A 14,265-nucleotide genomic window follows, 5' to 3' on the forward strand; every position below is an offset into this window, starting at 1 on the left:
GAGATTGCTCCTTGAACCCGTCGAGACCGAACGCCTAGCGCGACCACGACGACGACGAACATGGGCAACTGAAGCATCCATCACCTCGCGCTTCGCTTTGCGCGATTGTATCATCATGGCATGAGCGATTCCGACACGGTGACGGGCGACGCCTCGCCCGTGCGCAAGATCATCCATATCGACATGGATGCTTTCTATGCGTCCGTGGAACAGCGTGACAATCCGGAGCTGCGCGGCAAGCCGGTCGCGGTTGGAGGCTCCGCCGAACGCGGCGTCGTTGCGGCCGCGAGCTATGAGGCGCGCAAGTTCGGCGTGCGCTCGGCGATGCCGTCGGTCACCGCGAAGCGGCAATGCCCCGACCTGATCTTCGTCAAGCCGCGCTTCGAGGTCTACAAGGCGATCTCCAGGCAGATCCGCGAGATCTTTGCCGAGCACACGCCTGTCATCGAGCCGTTGTCGCTCGACGAGGCCTATCTCGACGTGACCGAAAACCTGCAAGGCATCCCGCTGGCACGGGACGTCGCGCGGCGAATCCGCGAGAAGATCAAATCCGAGACGGGCCTCAATGCCTCGGCCGGCATCTCCTACAACAAGTTTCTGGCAAAACTCGCCTCCGATCATCGCAAGCCCAACGGCCAGTTCGTGATCTCGCCGGAGATGGGCCCGGCCTTCGTCGAGACGCTGCCCGTCGGCAAGTTCCACGGCATCGGTCCGGCGACGGCTGCGAAGATGAACGCACTCGGCCTGTTCACCGGCCTCGACATCCGCAACCAGACGCTGGAGTTCATGAACGCGAATTTCGGCAAGTCGGGTGCGTATTACTACTGGATCTCGCGCGGCGTCGACGAGCGGCCGGTCCGGGCCAACCGGATCCGCAAGTCGATCGGTGCGGAGACCACGTTCTCGATCGACCTCGACGCATTCGATGCGCTGGCGGCCGAGCTCAAGCCGCTCGTCGACAAGGTCTGGCGCCATTGCGAGGCGACCGGCAACCGCGGCCGCACCGTCACCCTCAAGATCAAGTTCGCCGACTTCGAGATCATCACGCGGAGCAGGTCCGTCGCCGCGGCGGTTGCTGGCCGGGACGAGCTGGAGCGGCTGGCCTGCGGTCTGCTCGAAATCGAAATGCCCCTGCCCAAGCGCGTCAGGCTGCTGGGCGTGTCGCTATCCTCCCTCCAGGACGGGAACGATGCGGAGCCGCAGCTGACTCTGGGCATCTGAACCGGGCTCGGCCGGCGCTCGGCAAACGCGACATCTTTATCCGCGACGCGGCGGCCGACCTGTCGTAGAGACATCGGATATGCCTTTTTGCCATTGATGCCGGAATGCTTGCCTTATTGATACGCCTGGGACTGCGCTTCGAAGACCGGATCGAGGAGCGGCGGTTTGTCGACCAATACGTCCGGGGCAGCCTCGGGTGGACGCAGATCGCGATGCTGCTCGGCGCCGCCACCTATGCCGGCTACACGCTGTGGGATTGGGTGCTCTACCCCGAGGTGGTCCCAACCACGCTGGCCATCCGCGGCGGCACGGCCGTGTTCATCCTGCTGCCGCTGACCGCGCTGCTGTCGCGGCGGTGGATGAAGCCTTGGGCGGAGACGATCTTCCTCGTCTATTGCGTCATTCCCGGCTGCATCCTGCCCAGCATCTACCTCGTCCTGCCGTCGGGCTTTACCTTTGCCGCGCCCGGCATGATGATGATCATCCTGTTCGTCTCGACCATGCTGCCGTTGCGGATCGGCTCGCTGGCGATCTTCTGCCTGCTGTCCTGGGTGGCGCTGATCGTCGCCGAGACGTTCGCGCCGACGCTGCCGATGGGCCTGCGCTTCATCAATCACTCCCTGGTCGGAAACGCCTATGCGCTATCGCTCTACGCCGTGGCTGCGCGCGAGTACCGGGCACGAAAGCAGTTCCGGACGTCCGAGGCGCTGCAGCGGGAAAAGGAGCGCTCGGAGAAATCGCTGCGCGATCTGCGCGCAACCCAGGAGCACCTCGTGCAGGCCGAAAAGCTCGCCTCGCTCGGTCAATTGGTGGCAGGTGTCGCCCACGAGGTCAGCACCCCGCTCGGCCTGGCGCTGACGACCTCGACCACCATGCAGACCGACCTGCAGGCCATGGCGGACGCGTTGGGTGGAACGTCGGTGCGGCGATCCGATCTCACGAAGGGAATCGACCGGCTCAGGCAGGGGCTCAACCTGACCTTCGATAATCTGCACCGCGCATCGGAAATGGTGCACAGCTTCAGGCAGGTCGCCGTCAACCAGGCCGACGAGGACCGGCGCACATTCGAGCTCAGGGATTGGCTGTCGGAGTTGATGTCCAGGCTCGGGCCGCTGCTGTCGCACCATGCTCTGGCGGTCGATGTCCGGTGTCCGGCGGGAATCAGGCTCAACAGCTACCCTGGTGCACTGGCGCAGGTGATCAGCAACCTCGCGCTCAATACGGCCGGGCACGCCTATCCCGACAAGAGGGGCGGCAGGTTTGCGATCACGGTCAGCCAGGTGGAACCGAAATCGGTCCGCCTCGTCTGCACCGATGACGGCGTCGGCATCCCCGACGAATTGCAGGCGCACATCTTCGATCCGTTCGTCACGACGGGGCGCGAGCGGGGCAATGCCGGCCTCGGCCTGCACATCGCGTTCAACCTGGTGGCGTCATCGCTCAACGGGCGCCTGCGGCTCGAGAGCAAGACTGGTCCGGGCACCCAGATCGCCATCGAGATCCCGGTCGAGGCATGACGGTGACGGGATGTACGAGCCCGTCACCGACGAAAGCGCCGGCCTCGGCGGACCGTTCAATGCCTCATCTGCTCGAACACCACGATCACGCCGGTCGGCTCGGGCTCGTGCGCCATCAGGCGCGTCAGGTCCGAATCGCTCCAGTCGGCGAGACTGACGACCTCGCCGCTCTGACGATCTGCTCCGAGTGACGGGGTGGGTTCGAGCACCTTGAGGCCCATCTCGTCGACGAAGAAAGTGTGCTCGCCGAACATGCTGTTGAGCTGAGGCATGGCGGGATGCTCGTCGGGCAGCACCTGGGCGCCGAGTTGATGAACGGTCTGCTTCACCTGTTCGGATGTTAGCTTCATGCGCTGCTCCGTTGCTGTCCTGTCCGGTTTCATCGGCTTGGGCCAGAGCGGGCGTTCCCTGCGCCTGTGCCGCCTGGCTCAGACTTCCGAACGGGTGCTGCGCACAAATGTTCCTGCGAAATGCATTTCGTGATCGCGCGTTGCATCTGCCGCGCTGGCGGCACGAGATCGCCACACGATGCACACGATCCGGCGGCGGACCGCGCTAATCGGCGGCTTCGACGATCCGGATGTCGCGATCGGCGCCGTCGCCGAGCAGGTCGTGCGCGGCCTGGTAGGCCGGGCTTGCATAGGCCGCCTTGGCCTGCCCGACACTGTCGAACTCGATGAGAACGACCCGTTCCATCTGGCCGAGCTCGAAGGCCACAGCCGGCACGCCGCGCGCGAGCACCCGGCCTCCCGCTGCCTCGATCGCCGGCCGCGACAGCTTGGCGTAGGCCGCCATCGCGTCGGGATTCTTGATCGCGCGATAGGTGGCAACCCAATAGGCTTTGGCCATTTTGTTTCTCCGATGTTTTCGTGACCTAATGCTCGCTGCGGTTCTCGCCGACCGACAGCGCGCAGATGCGTGACAGATATGTGTAGGGCAGTCCGGTCTCATCGGCCCAGGCGTTGAACTGCGCCTGCACCTTGGCGAGATCGCCCTTCGATTTCACCTCCTCGGCGATGTCGAGACCGGCATCGCGCAGGCATGCGACGACGTCCTTGGAGGTGACGAAACCGTCCCAGCCGACGAAGCGCAGCAGCATCTGGCCGGTATTGCCGCCCAGCCGGCTGCCGCGCTTGGTGAGCAGATCGAGCAGGCCGACCTCGTTCGACGGCGGCCACTTCGCCAGAAACTTGCCGAAGCTGCCGTGCTCCTTCGCAATCTCCTGCACGAAGGCGGCGTTGTCGCGCACCGACATGATCTTGGCGCCGTTGCGCACGATGCGCGCATCGCGCAGCAGGCCTTCCCAATAGTCCTCGGGCTGGAAGCTGAGCTTGGCCGGCTGGAAATGCAGGAAGGCAGCTTCGAAGCCGTCCCATTTCGAATCGATCACGCTCCAGGCAAAGCCGGCGCAAAACACCCGCTTGGTCATCTCGGCGAGGATGCGGTCGTCGCCGAGCCTCGCCAGACGCTTCAGGTCGGGCTTGTCAGGCATCAGCTTGTCGAGCGCCTTGGGCCCGCCCTTGCGCTTCTCGGCGCGGGCACGAATGGTCTTGAAGGAGGTCATGTGGACACGGGGTGTTGAGGGCAGGCCACGACACCAGAATTCGGCGATCCGGTCCAGCCCCGGGAGGTCGGGCGGCACCGGCGCGCCAGGAGCATGTTGCGGGCTTGCCGACGAGACCGCCGGCGACATTCTGTTGATTCCACTTCAACGTTGTTATTTTATATCGCTCTCGGCCTCCGTGCACGAGCCCCGCCACACGCTTCGATCGTTTCATTGTCCAGACCAACTGAATTGTAAGCGGCCCCGCCCCACCGCTCAGACCCGAGAGCCTCTCCTGCGATGTCCTTCGTTTCCGTGGCGTTCCTTTGCCTGGTCCCCGCCTCGTTCCTGCTCTATCATGCCACTTCGAGGCTGGCGGTTCAGAATCTGATCATCCTGGCCGCGAGCTACGTATTTTACGGCTGGTGGGACTGGCGCTTTCTGCCTCTGCTTGTCGGAATTTCCATCGTCAACTATGTCGCCGCGATCCTGATCGCGACTGCTCGGCAACCAGTCCGAAAGCTTCTGGTGTTCGTCGCCGTTGCGGCGGCAATGGTCGTTCTCGCAATATTCAAATACTTCAACTTCTTCGTCGATTCGTTCGGGGCGATCGTCCACCGCGCGGGACTGAATCCGAACCTCCCGACATTGCGCATCGTCCTGCCGCTGGGCATTTCCTTCATCACGTTCCAGGGCATCGCCTATGTGGTCGACGTTTATCGCGGCAAGCATGCCGCCGAGAAAAGCCTCGTCAAGTTCCTCGCCTTCAAGGCGTTCTTCCCGCAACTCGTGGCGGGGCCGATCGAAAGAGCCAGCAATCTTCTCGATCAGTTCTCGGCGCCGCGACGCTTCACCTCCGATCACGCCGACCGCGCGCTCTGGCTATTGATCTACGGTTACGCCATGAAGGTCGTGGTGGCGGATAATCTCGCGCCCATCGTCGACACGCTCTTCATTCCAGAGCAGCCCTTCGGCTGGTCGGTCGTGCTCGCCACGCTCGCATTCGGCATCCAGATCTATGCCGACTTCAATGGATACAGCCTCATCGCCAAAGGCATCGCACTGCTCTTCGGCTTCGAGTTGATCTGGAATTTCCGCTATCCCTACTGGTCGGTCTCGATCAGCGAGTTCTGGCGCCGCTGGCACATCAGCCTCAGCACCTGGCTACGGGATTATTTGTACATCCCCCTTGGGGGCAACCGCGGCGGCGAGTTGATCACGAACCGGAACTTGCTGCTGACCATGGCACTGGGAGGCCTTTGGCACGGAGCGTCGTGGACATTCGTTCTTTGGGGACTGCTCCACGGCGCAGCGCTTGCGATACGGCGCAAGTTCTCCGGCGGCGACGAGCCCGGCTCGAAAGCTGATCGCGCGGCCGGCTGGGCTCTCACCATGCTGGTCGTATTCGTCGGCTGGTTCCTCTTTCGTGCGGCAGACTGGAATTTGCTGATAGGCATGCTCAGCGCACTCAAGAGATGGGAATGGGCACCGGTGCACGGCGCCGTCGTACTCGCCATTCTGTCGTTGACCTGCCCGTTGATGCTGCTCGAGTGGCAACTCCAGTCACGCGGAGACTATTTCCTGCTGCGCTGGCCTGCTTGGATGAAGTATCCGCTGTTTGCGGTACTCGTGGCTGTGACGGCCGCGGCATCCGGGCACGTCAACGCAACCTTCATCTATTTCCAGTTCTAGCCCATGCCCCTGAAGCGCACGATCCAGGCGATTGCGAGCTGGCCGCTCATCGATGCCATTCGAATCGTCGCCCGCAAATTCGTTCCGGTTGCCGCATTGGCGGCACTCGTTCTCGGCGTCGCGCATTACATCTACCAGCAAGGCAAGCATCAATGGTCTCGCGGCGTCGAGACCTACATCGTCCTGGAACAGATCAGACGTGCGGAGCGGCTGCCTGCAGCGGATCTCGCGTTTCTCGGCGACAGCTCGTGCCTGATGGGGATCCACATTCCGACGCTGTTGCAGGCGTTCCCGGGATCCGATGTCGAGTCGTTTTGCACCATCGGATTCGTCGGTCCGGACGGCTACGGCGCGATGCTCGACAAGATGATCGCCCGCGGACATCAGCCCAGGAAGCTGGTTCTGGTGTTCAATCCGATTCAATACGAGCGCGATCCAAGATGGAATGAATGGGCGAATTTCATCCGGACCGACCACTTCGAAGCTCCTTCCAGCCTGTCGTTTCCTGCCGGAGGCCTCGAATACATCCGCCTGCTGATGGAGCGAGCGGTGTACAATCCGCTGCCCGGCGGTTACGCGGTCTACTACGGCGGCAAGGACCAGTTCATTTCAACGATCTGGCGCGAGCACGGCAGCGCGATCGATCCCAATCGGATGCTCGATATTCCATCGCTGCAGGCCTACAAGGCCACGCTGCCCGGGCACGTCTTCTTCAAGCCCGACCCCAAGATAAAACCGTACGTGATGAATGCGGAGTTCGAGATGGCGCTCCTCGCCTTGTCGAAGTCGCTCTCGAAGTTCGACCGCTCGAAGGTCTATCTCGTCATCACGCCGGTCAATTCCCTCTACGCCCAGGGTGGTCCACAAAGCTTTCATACAGAGGCAGGTGAAAGGATTGCCGCCCTGCTCGGTATCGACAGATCCCAATTTCTGGACACCCCGGATATGATGCTGGACATCATGTATGCCCATTACCCAGCACATCTCCATCGATGGAGCCGGATCATCTACACCGAGGAGCTTGCCAAGGCTCTGGCCGATCGCGGCGTCCTTGGCAGCGCCACAGACGACTAACCGACGGCTTCGGCCCGAGCAGCTGACCGCGCGGCCAATTTGTCGCGGCGCCGGTGCGGCAGGGTTGGTTTGTTTCTTGCTTCGGACGTTAGTCTTGGCAATATTCTCCTATTCGCAAGATTTGGATTGCGCTGACCTGACGGATTTTCGATGCGCTGCCTGGTCGTGGCCGACCTGCATTACTCGCTGCCGCAGCTCGACTGGCTGGTCAGCGCGGCGCCGCAATTCGACCTCGTGATCTTCGCCGGCGATGCGCTCGACATCGGCTCGATGGTGGATTTTCGCGCGCAGATCGTGGTGGTGAAGAAATACCTCTCGTTGCTCGCCGCAAAGACCCGCGTGATCCTCTGCTCCGGCAATCACGACCTCGACGAGCGCAATGCGGAGGGCGAGAAGATCTCGCGCTGGATCTCGGAGGTGCGCGAGCTCGGCGTTGCCTGCGACGGCGACAGCCTTAGCATCGGCGACACTCTCTTCACGGTGTGCCCGTGGTGGGACGGGCCCCAGGTCAAGCAGCGCCTCGTCGAGCAGTTGCGCGAAGCCGCCGCCAGCCGGCCGCAGCGCTGGATCTGGGCGCATCATGCGCCGCCGGCGGACTCACCGACGAGCTGGGGCGGCAAGCGCTTCTTCGGCGATGTCGAGCTGGTGCAGTGGATCATGCAGTACCAGCCGTCGATGGTGATCTCGGGCCATGTGCATCAATCGCCCTTCATCAGCAATGGATCGTGGTTCGACCGGCTGGGCCTGACCTGGGTCTTCAACACCGGCCTGCAGCCCGGGCGTCCCCCGACCTACATCGTGCTGGATTTCGATGAGGACAAGGCATTCTGGCTGGCGGCCGGCGAAGCGCAGTGGATCGACCTTGCCACTTCGCTGAAGCGGCCCGCCGCTCCGATCGAGTCGCCGCCCGACTGGCTCACATTCTTGGATCAGATTGCCGATCCGAGCCTGGCGAGACCTCAAGCGGCGGCAGGTTGATCATGCTCTGGAGCACCTCGCCGACCATGGCCAGATGCGTGCCGTGGCCGGCATATTGCCGCTTGAGATCGGCAAGATAGGTGTTGGCGACGTTGAGCCGCTGCGCCAGCATCTTTGCGATCAGCAGCGCGATGCCCGGCTCCTGCTTGAGGAACGAGGCGGCGTCCTCGAACTCATAGATGACGGCATCGGAACAGGCGCGCACGGTCGCCGTATGGGGCTGGCCCAGCAGCACGGACATCTCGCCGAGAATCGCGCCGGGCTCTGTGACGGTGGCAACCACCATCTCGCCCTTCAGCACCTCGAGCTTGCCCTGCATCAGCACATAGAGATGGCCGGAGGCGCCGCCTTCGGTGACAAGGTGCGTGCCGGCTGCAACCTGTCGTTCCGTTCCGCCGGTGCAATAATCCAGGACTGCGCGCATCTTGCGAAAGCTCCCATCGCTGGGGATACCCCGACCGATACTAGAGCACGATCCGTGCCACGCGGCAAATCAACGCGGGTGCTCGTTTTCCCGTGCCGCACGTCACACACGCGAGAGCGAGGGCACCTCTTCGGGCAGGATGGCCTGCAGGCCGCCAAAGCGGCGCTCGCGGTTGTGGAATGCGGCGAGCGCCTCGGTGAGATCGCTCGCCTCGAATTCGGGCCACATCCGCTCGGTGAAGTGCAGCTCGGCATAGGCGCCTTCCCAGAGCAGGAAGTCCGACAGCCGCTTCTCGCCCGAGGTGCGGATGATGAGGTCGACGTCGCGAAGGCCAGCCTCGCCGGTGACGAGCTGCGAGAAAGCTTCGCGGGTGAGGCTGGTCAGCGCCGCCGCCTTGGCCGCCGCGTTGAGGATGGCATCGCGCGCGGAGTAGTCGACGGCGATACGCAGATGCAGCGTGCTGCCGCGGGCGGTCGCCTCCTCGGCGCGCGTGATCGCCGCGGCGATGCCGTCAGGCAGCCGGTCGCGGCGGCCGATCACGGTGAGGCGCACGCCGTTCCTGACGAGGCTCTGCACCTCGTTGGCGAGATAGAAGCGCAGCAAGGTCATCAGCGCGGCGACCTCGGCCTTCGGTCGCCGCCAATTGTCGGTGGAGAACGCATAGAGCGTCAGCGTGCCGATGCCCTGCTTGGGCGCGGCCTCGACGATGCGGCGGATGGCATCGACGCCGGCCTCGTGACCGCGCACGCGTGACAGGCCGCGCCGGGTGGCCCATCTGCCGTTGCCGTCCATGATGATGCCGACATGAAGCTTCTCGTTGCGGGACGTGGTTTCACTTTGCATTGCAAAGTCTCCGGTCAAAAAAGGGAAGGATCAGGTCGAGATGATGCCGAGGCGGCCGAGCGGCGGCGCCTCGCGGCCGGCGGCCTTCGCCGCGTCGCGCACCAGGCGTTCGAGCACGGCGAGATAATCGAGGAAGCGACGGCGGCCGGCCTTGGTCAGGCGGCAGGTGGTATGCGGGCGATTGCCCTCATAGCCCTTGGTCACCTCGACGAGGCCGGCCTCCTGAAGCACGGCAAGATGCCGGCTGAGATTGCCGTCGGTCAGGCCGCAGAGCTGCTTGAGATCGGCGAACGCCAGGCCCTTGGGATGCGCCATCAGCGAGGTCAGCAGCCCGAGCCTCGCCTTCTCGTGGATCACGCGGTCGAGCCCTTCATAGGAAAAAGGCGCGCTGTCAGTCTTCGACATCGTTGTCTCCGGACGCGAAATACAGAATGCCCGCCATCACCGACTGCCCGATCACGAAAGGCAGCCCCATGGTCCATGGCGACAGCGTATGGGTTCGGCTTGCGAGCAGCACGACCGCGAAGCCGGACACGAAATACCAGGCGCCGGCGAGCGCGACGGTGCGCGGCAGCGAGCGGACCGAGGCGAAGATGCCGAGCGACACCAGGATCTGCCACAGGCCCGGCAGCAGCCACAGCGTCTCGCTCGCGAACTTCCACATCACCACCGCGAGCAGCACGCCGGCAACGCCGGCGGGCAGAAACTGCTCGACCGCCTGGTGGATCATGGCATCGGCCAGGCCCGAATGATGACGGCGCGAGCGCGCCCGCATCTCGATCCCGATGATCAGGCCGGACAGCACGGCGGCGATGAGCCAGCCGAGGAAGAAGCCGACCGGCTCGCTGGTCGGATCGCCAAGCAGCCAGAATTGCAGGATCGCGGTGATCAGCGCGACGGCGCCCGTTGCCGCCATCGTCGCCGGGCCATAGCCGCGGAATGCCGTGCCCGCCGCGATCTGGCTGCGGATCGCCACGATGTCGGCCAGTGCCTTGTCGAGATCGCGCATCGGCAACGCCAAAACCTCGCTCCGCCCCAGGTTTCCGAGGGCAAACGCCCTCTTACTTTGTATTGCAAAGTATATAGGATTGCAAAGTAATGGCAAGCGCGAAAAGTCGCGGCCGGCGAATTCGATCCGTCCAGACAACTGTCGGTTGCGCGGCGCCCGTCCCCGCAGATAAGATGCACGCAAAAGCGTTCCGGGGGCTGGCATGTGGCTTAAGTCGTTGATCGTTGCGTCCGCGTTGCAGGTGGGTGTCATCGCGGCGCATGCGGCAGGGCCGTACGGCTCCGTCAACGTCGGCAACTGGATCGGCGGTGCCTTCAGCAATGACGAGACGGGCGTATTCTCGCATTGTGCAGCTACCGCGCCTTACGCCAACGGGGTGAGTCTCGTCGTTGCGCAGAATGCGGCCGGCTCCTGGCTGCTGAGCTTTGCCAGCCCCAGCTTTCGCTTCAACAAGGGCGATACCGCGCCCGTCGACTTCATCTTCGACGGCCAGGAGCAGGCCAGGTTGTTTGCGACCGCCGGCGCCCCCAACATGGTGACGACCATCCTGCCCCTCAACTTCGCTCGCACCTTCCAGAAGGCAAGCCTGATGGTGGTGACGACCAACGGCAGCAAACCACTCCAATTCGTGTTGACGTCGACGGCGCCCATGATCGCGGCGCTGGCGAACTGCGTCACGCGGGTGAAGGCAGACGGGCTCAGCAAGGCCGGGGATTTCACCAAGGGTACCGCGAAGCCGGCGGCCACGGCGGACAAGCAGGCGTCGCCGCCGGCCAGCAAGCCCGCCAAGTCAAAGAGCGGTACCGGCTTCGTGGTCAGCGCCAATGGGCACATTGTCACGAACAACCATGTGATCGACGGCTGCAGCGACCTCAAGGGCAATCTCACAGGCGAGGCCGCAATGGCGTTGCGCCTCGTCTCGAGCGATGCGAACAACGATCTCGCCCTCTTGCAGGCGCCATTGACGGCGACGTTCAAGGACTTTGCGCGGATCCGCGACCGCTCGATCCGCTCCGGCGATTCCGTCGTCGCGATCGGCTTTCCCTACCACGGACTGCTGAGCTCGGACTTCACGGTGACTACCGGCATCGTCAGCTCGCTCAGCGGCATGCGCAACGATTCGCGCTTTCTGCAGATCAGCGCACCGGTACAGCCCGGCAACAGCGGCGGCCCGCTGTTCGACACCACCGGGCAGGTCGTCGGCGTGGTCACGGGAAAGCTCGACAATCTGCGGATCGCGGTCGCAACCGGCAACATCCCCGAGAACATCAACTTCGCCATCAAGACCGGCGCACTGCGCGACTTCCTCGACAACTCCGTGGTGCCCTACCAGACCGCCGAGCCGAAGAGCGAACTCAAGACCACCGACATCGCCGGCAACGCCCGGCCGTATACGATGCTGATCTCGTGCAACGGCACAGAGCAGGCCGACGCGAAGCGGTGAGGCGGGCGCTGTCCGCCCCTTACCTCTGATGTCGTCCTGGCTTTCGCCAGGACAACATCGAGGAACGAGCCACTCCCCTCACCCGTGGCAGCACGCCGCCTTCGCCGCCTGCGGCTCGTACTGATCGCGCAGGCGGACCCAATCCATCGGATAGGGCAGACCGTCCTCGTGACGGCCGAGCGGGGTGAGATCGAGATACTGATAGGCGGCGTTCATCATGTCGAGGCCGCGGGCGAAGCAGGAATAGGTATGGAAGATCTCGCCGGCCTCGTTGCGATAGAACACGCTGATGCCGGGCAGCTCGGGGCCGTAGATCGGCGTGGTGCCGAAATTGTACATCGGCTTGCCGGTCGCGATCTCGTCCGGCGAGAAGGTTACGCCGTAATCGCGGTTGAAATCGCTGTCGCCTGAGGAGACCCAGTCGAAGGTCCAGCCCATCCGCTTCTTGAAGGCCTCGAGCTTTGCGCTTGACGCCAGCGACACCGCCGCCATCGACGTGTCGCGCGCGGCCAGATGCGGCACCATGCGCTCGAAACCGTCGGCCCAGAACGAGCAGCTCTTGCAGGCCGCGTCCCAGTCGGGCGCGAACATCACGTGCTGGACGACGAGCTGCGGACGTCCCTTGAAGAGATCGGAGAGCGTGACCTTGCCGCTCGGCCCGGTGAAGACGCAGGTCTTGTCGACCTTCACCCAGGGAAGCTGGCGGCGCTCGTCGGCAAGCCGTTCGCGAGCCTGTGTCAACTCCTTCTCACGAGCGAGATGAGCCTTGCGCGCCGCAATCCACTGCTCGCGCGAAACGACCTGATGTTGCTGCATGGCGTTCTCCTTTGGAATTCAGGCGACGAAGGCATCGAGCTTGTCGAAGAACGAGCTCCATCCGCGCAGGTGATTGTCGCGCGCCGTCTCGTCGGCGAACTGGGCGTGGTGGAACACCATCAAGGTGCCGGAAATGTCCGGCTTGAACGAGATCGTGACCAGCGATTCACGCTCCGGCGTCGAGTGCCAGGCCCAGGTGAAGACCAGGCGCTCGTTCGGCACCACCTCGCGATAGGTGCCGCCGGCCTCGAAATACTCGCCGTCGTCGCGGACGAAGCTGATGCGAAAGCTGCCGCCGGTGCGGACGTCAAGCTCGGCTTCCATCGTCGCCGGCTTCATATTCGGCGGCCCGAACCACTGCACTAGCTGCTCGGCTTGCGTCCAGGCGGTGAAGACTTTTTCCGGCCGCGCGCGGAGCCGGCGCGTGAGCGTGAGGCTTGGCCGCTCCGCTGGTCGCTCAGTGGCATTGACGGCTGTGTTGGCCATGTCTCTTCCTCCACAAAGGCGGCAAGACGATCGAATTTGTCGGACCAGAATTGAGCGTAGCGATTGAGCCAGTTCATCGCCTGCTCCATCGGCTGCGCGGTGAGCCGGCAAGAGACCGTACGTCCAGTCTTCTCGCGCACGATCAGGCCCGCATCCGTGAGCACGTCGAGATGCTTCATGATCGCCGGCAGCGAGACCGGAAACGGCGCAGCCAGCTCGCTCACCGACAGGCCGTCCGCTTCGCCAAGGCGCGCCAGCAATGCGCGCCGCGTCGGATCGGACAGCGCCGCAAAGGTCCGGTCCAGCGTCTCGTCCTGATACTTAACCATATGGTTTAGTATAGGTGTGAACGAGAGGGTGTCAAGCAGGAACCCGCGGGCTCGGATCTGTACGATCAGGTGATCAGGCAGACGTCGGTGAGAGGCGCCGCTAGTATGGCAGAGTGCGCCGGGCTCGCAGGGCCGGCTGAGGTGGCGCCCGCGTGATAAAGGCAGGATTCTGACCGCAAAAGCCCTTGCGGCCGGAGGCGCTCAGCAGACATTGCTCGCGGGTTTGATAGGAGCAGTCGCCGGGATAGCCGTATTCCGAATCCTGAATGCACCACGCGTAGTCCGCGCGCGCCGTGCTCCCGCCAGCGAGCCAAACGACGACTATTGTGCCCAGCACAAATTGCGCCTTGCGCATGACCGACCTCCATGTTCGCCGCGCGACATGCGACCTCACAGAGAGAAAGGCTGGCGGAGCGAGTTTATTCCAGAGCGGTCCGGCGAAAACGCACCGCTTCGGGAGTGCGCGGCTAGTACGGGGCGACGGGCCGCGTGCGCCGCGGCGGGCGCGGCGGCGGCACCTGCTGCTGGCCGTAGGCAAAGAGAGGATTGCGGCCGCAATACAGCAAGCGGCCGGAGACGCTGGCCAGGCACTGCTCATAGGTGCTGTAGGCGCATTCGCCGGGATAGTCATATTCCCCGCCCTGGGCACACCAGGGATAGTCGCGGGCAGCGGCGGGCGTGACGGTGACAACGCCGGCAAGGATCGTCGCACCCAACGTCAGGAGTGCCAATTGCGTCTTGCGCATGATCCCAACTCCTTTGCTCACGGCGCGAGATACGCGCCACCTATCATCAGGTTTCGCCGCAGCGTTTTATTCCAGGTCAATGAAACAACGCACGCAAGAAAAAAAGCCCTGCCGGATGGCAGGGCTCCCATTTTCGATCATCA

18 protein-coding genes are annotated in these 14,265 nt (G+C 63.7%); 6 read left to right on the plus strand and 12 right to left on the minus strand.

Annotated elements, in window-relative coordinates; all coding sequences use genetic code 11:
- Positions 1 to 120 precede the first annotated feature (120 nt).
- Both dinB and IQ16_RS01140 read left to right on the plus strand, forming a co-directional pair.
- A complete protein-coding gene (dinB, locus tag IQ16_RS01135) occupies positions 121 to 1,221 on the plus strand; it encodes a DNA polymerase IV (RefSeq protein WP_018644271.1) in 1,101 nt (366 codons plus the stop codon).
- 104 nt (positions 1,222 to 1,325) lie between these two features.
- Positions 1,326 to 2,738 (plus strand): sensor histidine kinase, encoded by a 1,413-nt coding sequence (locus IQ16_RS01140; RefSeq protein ID WP_020607947.1) that lies wholly within the window; start codon positions 1,326 to 1,328, stop codon positions 2,736 to 2,738.
- A gap of 56 nt (positions 2,739 to 2,794) precedes the next feature.
- Here the strand turns inward: IQ16_RS01140 and IQ16_RS01145 are convergent, their stop codons facing one another.
- From IQ16_RS01145 to IQ16_RS01155, 3 genes are all read right to left on the minus strand, one after another.
- Positions 2,795 to 3,088, minus strand: coding sequence for a hypothetical protein (locus tag IQ16_RS01145; RefSeq protein WP_020607946.1), 294 nt, complete (start codon positions 3,086 to 3,088; stop codon positions 2,795 to 2,797).
- A 205-nt stretch (positions 3,089 to 3,293) separates the two neighbouring features.
- Positions 3,294 to 3,587: a DUF1330 domain-containing protein gene (locus IQ16_RS01150; protein ID WP_145831157.1), complete on the minus strand. Its 294-nt coding sequence runs from the start codon at positions 3,585 to 3,587 to the stop codon at positions 3,294 to 3,296.
- A 25-nt stretch (positions 3,588 to 3,612) separates the two neighbouring features.
- Positions 3,613 to 4,302 carry a DNA-3-methyladenine glycosylase I gene (locus IQ16_RS01155; RefSeq protein ID WP_026312183.1) on the minus strand — a complete coding sequence of 230 codons (690 nt, stop codon included), beginning with the start codon at positions 4,300 to 4,302 and terminating at the stop codon, positions 3,613 to 3,615.
- 507 nt (positions 4,303 to 4,809) lie between these two features.
- Here IQ16_RS01155 and IQ16_RS01160 point away from each other — a divergent pair.
- The 3 genes from IQ16_RS01160 (at position 4,810) to IQ16_RS01170 (ending at position 8,025) form a co-directional block, all read left to right on the plus strand.
- Positions 4,810 to 5,973 (plus strand): MBOAT family O-acyltransferase, encoded by a 1,164-nt coding sequence (locus tag IQ16_RS01160; RefSeq protein ID WP_158646899.1) that lies wholly within the window; start codon positions 4,810 to 4,812, stop codon positions 5,971 to 5,973.
- Positions 5,974 to 5,976: 3 nt separating this feature from the next.
- Positions 5,977 to 7,047, plus strand: a complete 1,071-nt coding sequence (locus tag IQ16_RS01165) for a hypothetical protein (protein ID WP_018644266.1) — start codon at positions 5,977 to 5,979, stop codon at positions 7,045 to 7,047.
- A 150-nt stretch (positions 7,048 to 7,197) separates the two neighbouring features.
- Positions 7,198 to 8,025, plus strand: a complete 828-nt coding sequence (locus tag IQ16_RS01170) for a metallophosphoesterase family protein (RefSeq protein WP_018644265.1) — start codon at positions 7,198 to 7,200, stop codon at positions 8,023 to 8,025.
- Here the strand turns inward: IQ16_RS01170 and IQ16_RS01175 are convergent.
- From IQ16_RS01175 to IQ16_RS01190, 4 genes are all read right to left on the minus strand, one after another.
- Positions 7,964 to 8,449, minus strand: a complete 486-nt coding sequence (locus IQ16_RS01175; protein ID WP_018644264.1) for a Crp/Fnr family transcriptional regulator — start codon at positions 8,447 to 8,449, stop codon at positions 7,964 to 7,966. The two genes, IQ16_RS01170 and IQ16_RS01175, sit on opposite strands and share 62 nt — an antisense overlap.
- A 102-nt stretch (positions 8,450 to 8,551) precedes the next feature.
- Entirely contained in the window at positions 8,552 to 9,292 is a 741-nt protein-coding gene (locus IQ16_RS01180) for a di-trans,poly-cis-decaprenylcistransferase (protein WP_018644263.1), read from the minus strand.
- A 30-nt stretch (positions 9,293 to 9,322) separates the two neighbouring features.
- Positions 9,323 to 9,697 (minus strand): winged helix-turn-helix domain-containing protein, encoded by a 375-nt coding sequence (locus IQ16_RS01185; RefSeq protein ID WP_018644262.1) that lies wholly within the window; start codon positions 9,695 to 9,697, stop codon positions 9,323 to 9,325.
- A complete protein-coding gene (locus IQ16_RS01190) occupies positions 9,684 to 10,301 on the minus strand; it encodes a hypothetical protein (protein ID WP_026312182.1) in 618 nt (205 codons plus the stop codon). The genes IQ16_RS01185 and IQ16_RS01190 overlap by 14 nt, the downstream gene beginning before the upstream one ends.
- 202 nt (positions 10,302 to 10,503) lie before the next feature.
- Here IQ16_RS01190 and IQ16_RS01195 point away from each other — a divergent pair, with 202 nt between their 5' ends.
- Positions 10,504 to 11,745, plus strand: coding sequence for a S1C family serine protease (locus IQ16_RS01195; protein ID WP_020607944.1), 1,242 nt, complete (start codon positions 10,504 to 10,506; stop codon positions 11,743 to 11,745).
- A 78-nt stretch (positions 11,746 to 11,823) separates the two neighbouring features.
- Here IQ16_RS01195 and IQ16_RS01200 read toward each other — a convergent pair whose 3' ends face one another.
- The 5 genes from IQ16_RS01200 to IQ16_RS01220 form a co-directional block, all read right to left on the minus strand.
- On the minus strand, positions 11,824 to 12,561 hold the full coding sequence (locus IQ16_RS01200) for a DUF899 domain-containing protein (RefSeq protein ID WP_018644257.1): 738 nt from the start codon (positions 12,559 to 12,561) through the stop codon (positions 11,824 to 11,826).
- Between the two features lie 18 nt (positions 12,562 to 12,579).
- Positions 12,580 to 12,924 (minus strand): SRPBCC family protein, encoded by a 345-nt coding sequence (locus tag IQ16_RS01205; RefSeq protein ID WP_020607943.1) that lies wholly within the window; start codon positions 12,922 to 12,924, stop codon positions 12,580 to 12,582.
- Positions 12,924 to 13,376 (minus strand): ArsR/SmtB family transcription factor, encoded by a 453-nt coding sequence (locus IQ16_RS01210; RefSeq protein WP_018644253.1) that lies wholly within the window; start codon positions 13,374 to 13,376, stop codon positions 12,924 to 12,926. The genes IQ16_RS01205 and IQ16_RS01210 overlap by 1 nt, the downstream gene beginning before the upstream one ends.
- Positions 13,377 to 13,476: 100 nt before the next feature.
- Positions 13,477 to 13,731, minus strand: coding sequence for a DUF3551 domain-containing protein (locus tag IQ16_RS01215; protein ID WP_018644251.1), 255 nt, complete (start codon positions 13,729 to 13,731; stop codon positions 13,477 to 13,479).
- Positions 13,732 to 13,843: 112 nt separating this feature from the next.
- Positions 13,844 to 14,122, minus strand: coding sequence for a DUF3551 domain-containing protein (locus IQ16_RS01220; protein ID WP_018644250.1), 279 nt, complete (start codon positions 14,120 to 14,122; stop codon positions 13,844 to 13,846).
- Positions 14,123 to 14,265 lie beyond the last annotated feature (143 nt).

The sequence above is a fragment of the Bradyrhizobium huanghuaihaiense genome, assembly GCF_007830635.1.
GTDB classification, from domain to species: Bacteria; Pseudomonadota; Alphaproteobacteria; order Rhizobiales; family Xanthobacteraceae; genus Bradyrhizobium; species Bradyrhizobium huanghuaihaiense.

Bases quoted from the DNA above. Each gene is read 5' to 3' on its own strand.
- dinB (WP_018644271.1), top strand. From the start codon at position 121: ATGAGCGATTCCGACACGGTGACGGGCGACGCCTCGCCCGTGCGCAAG.
- IQ16_RS01140 (WP_020607947.1), top strand. From the start codon at position 1,326: ATGCTTGCCTTATTGATACGCCTGGGACTGCGCTTCGAAGACCGGATC.
- IQ16_RS01145 (WP_020607946.1), bottom strand. From the start codon at position 3,088: ATGAAGCTAACATCCGAACAGGTGAAGCAGACCGTTCATCAACTCGGC.
- IQ16_RS01150 (WP_145831157.1), bottom strand. From the start codon at position 3,587: ATGGCCAAAGCCTATTGGGTTGCCACCTATCGCGCGATCAAGAATCCC.
- IQ16_RS01155 (WP_026312183.1), bottom strand. From the start codon at position 4,302: ATGACCTCCTTCAAGACCATTCGTGCCCGCGCCGAGAAGCGCAAGGGC.
- IQ16_RS01165 (WP_018644266.1), top strand. From the start codon at position 5,977: ATGCCCCTGAAGCGCACGATCCAGGCGATTGCGAGCTGGCCGCTCATC.
- IQ16_RS01170 (WP_018644265.1), top strand. From the start codon at position 7,198: ATGCGCTGCCTGGTCGTGGCCGACCTGCATTACTCGCTGCCGCAGCTC.
- IQ16_RS01175 (WP_018644264.1), bottom strand. From the start codon at position 8,449: ATGCGCGCAGTCCTGGATTATTGCACCGGCGGAACGGAACGACAGGTT.
- IQ16_RS01180 (WP_018644263.1), bottom strand. From the start codon at position 9,292: ATGCAAAGTGAAACCACGTCCCGCAACGAGAAGCTTCATGTCGGCATC.
- IQ16_RS01185 (WP_018644262.1), bottom strand. From the start codon at position 9,697: ATGTCGAAGACTGACAGCGCGCCTTTTTCCTATGAAGGGCTCGACCGC.
- IQ16_RS01190 (WP_026312182.1), bottom strand. From the start codon at position 10,301: ATGCGCGATCTCGACAAGGCACTGGCCGACATCGTGGCGATCCGCAGC.
- IQ16_RS01195 (WP_020607944.1), top strand. From the start codon at position 10,504: ATGTGGCTTAAGTCGTTGATCGTTGCGTCCGCGTTGCAGGTGGGTGTC.
- IQ16_RS01200 (WP_018644257.1), bottom strand. From the start codon at position 12,561: ATGCAGCAACATCAGGTCGTTTCGCGCGAGCAGTGGATTGCGGCGCGC.
- IQ16_RS01210 (WP_018644253.1), bottom strand. From the start codon at position 13,376: ATGGTTAAGTATCAGGACGAGACGCTGGACCGGACCTTTGCGGCGCTG.
- IQ16_RS01215 (WP_018644251.1), bottom strand. From the start codon at position 13,731: ATGCGCAAGGCGCAATTTGTGCTGGGCACAATAGTCGTCGTTTGGCTC.
- IQ16_RS01220 (WP_018644250.1), bottom strand. From the start codon at position 14,122: ATGCGCAAGACGCAATTGGCACTCCTGACGTTGGGTGCGACGATCCTT.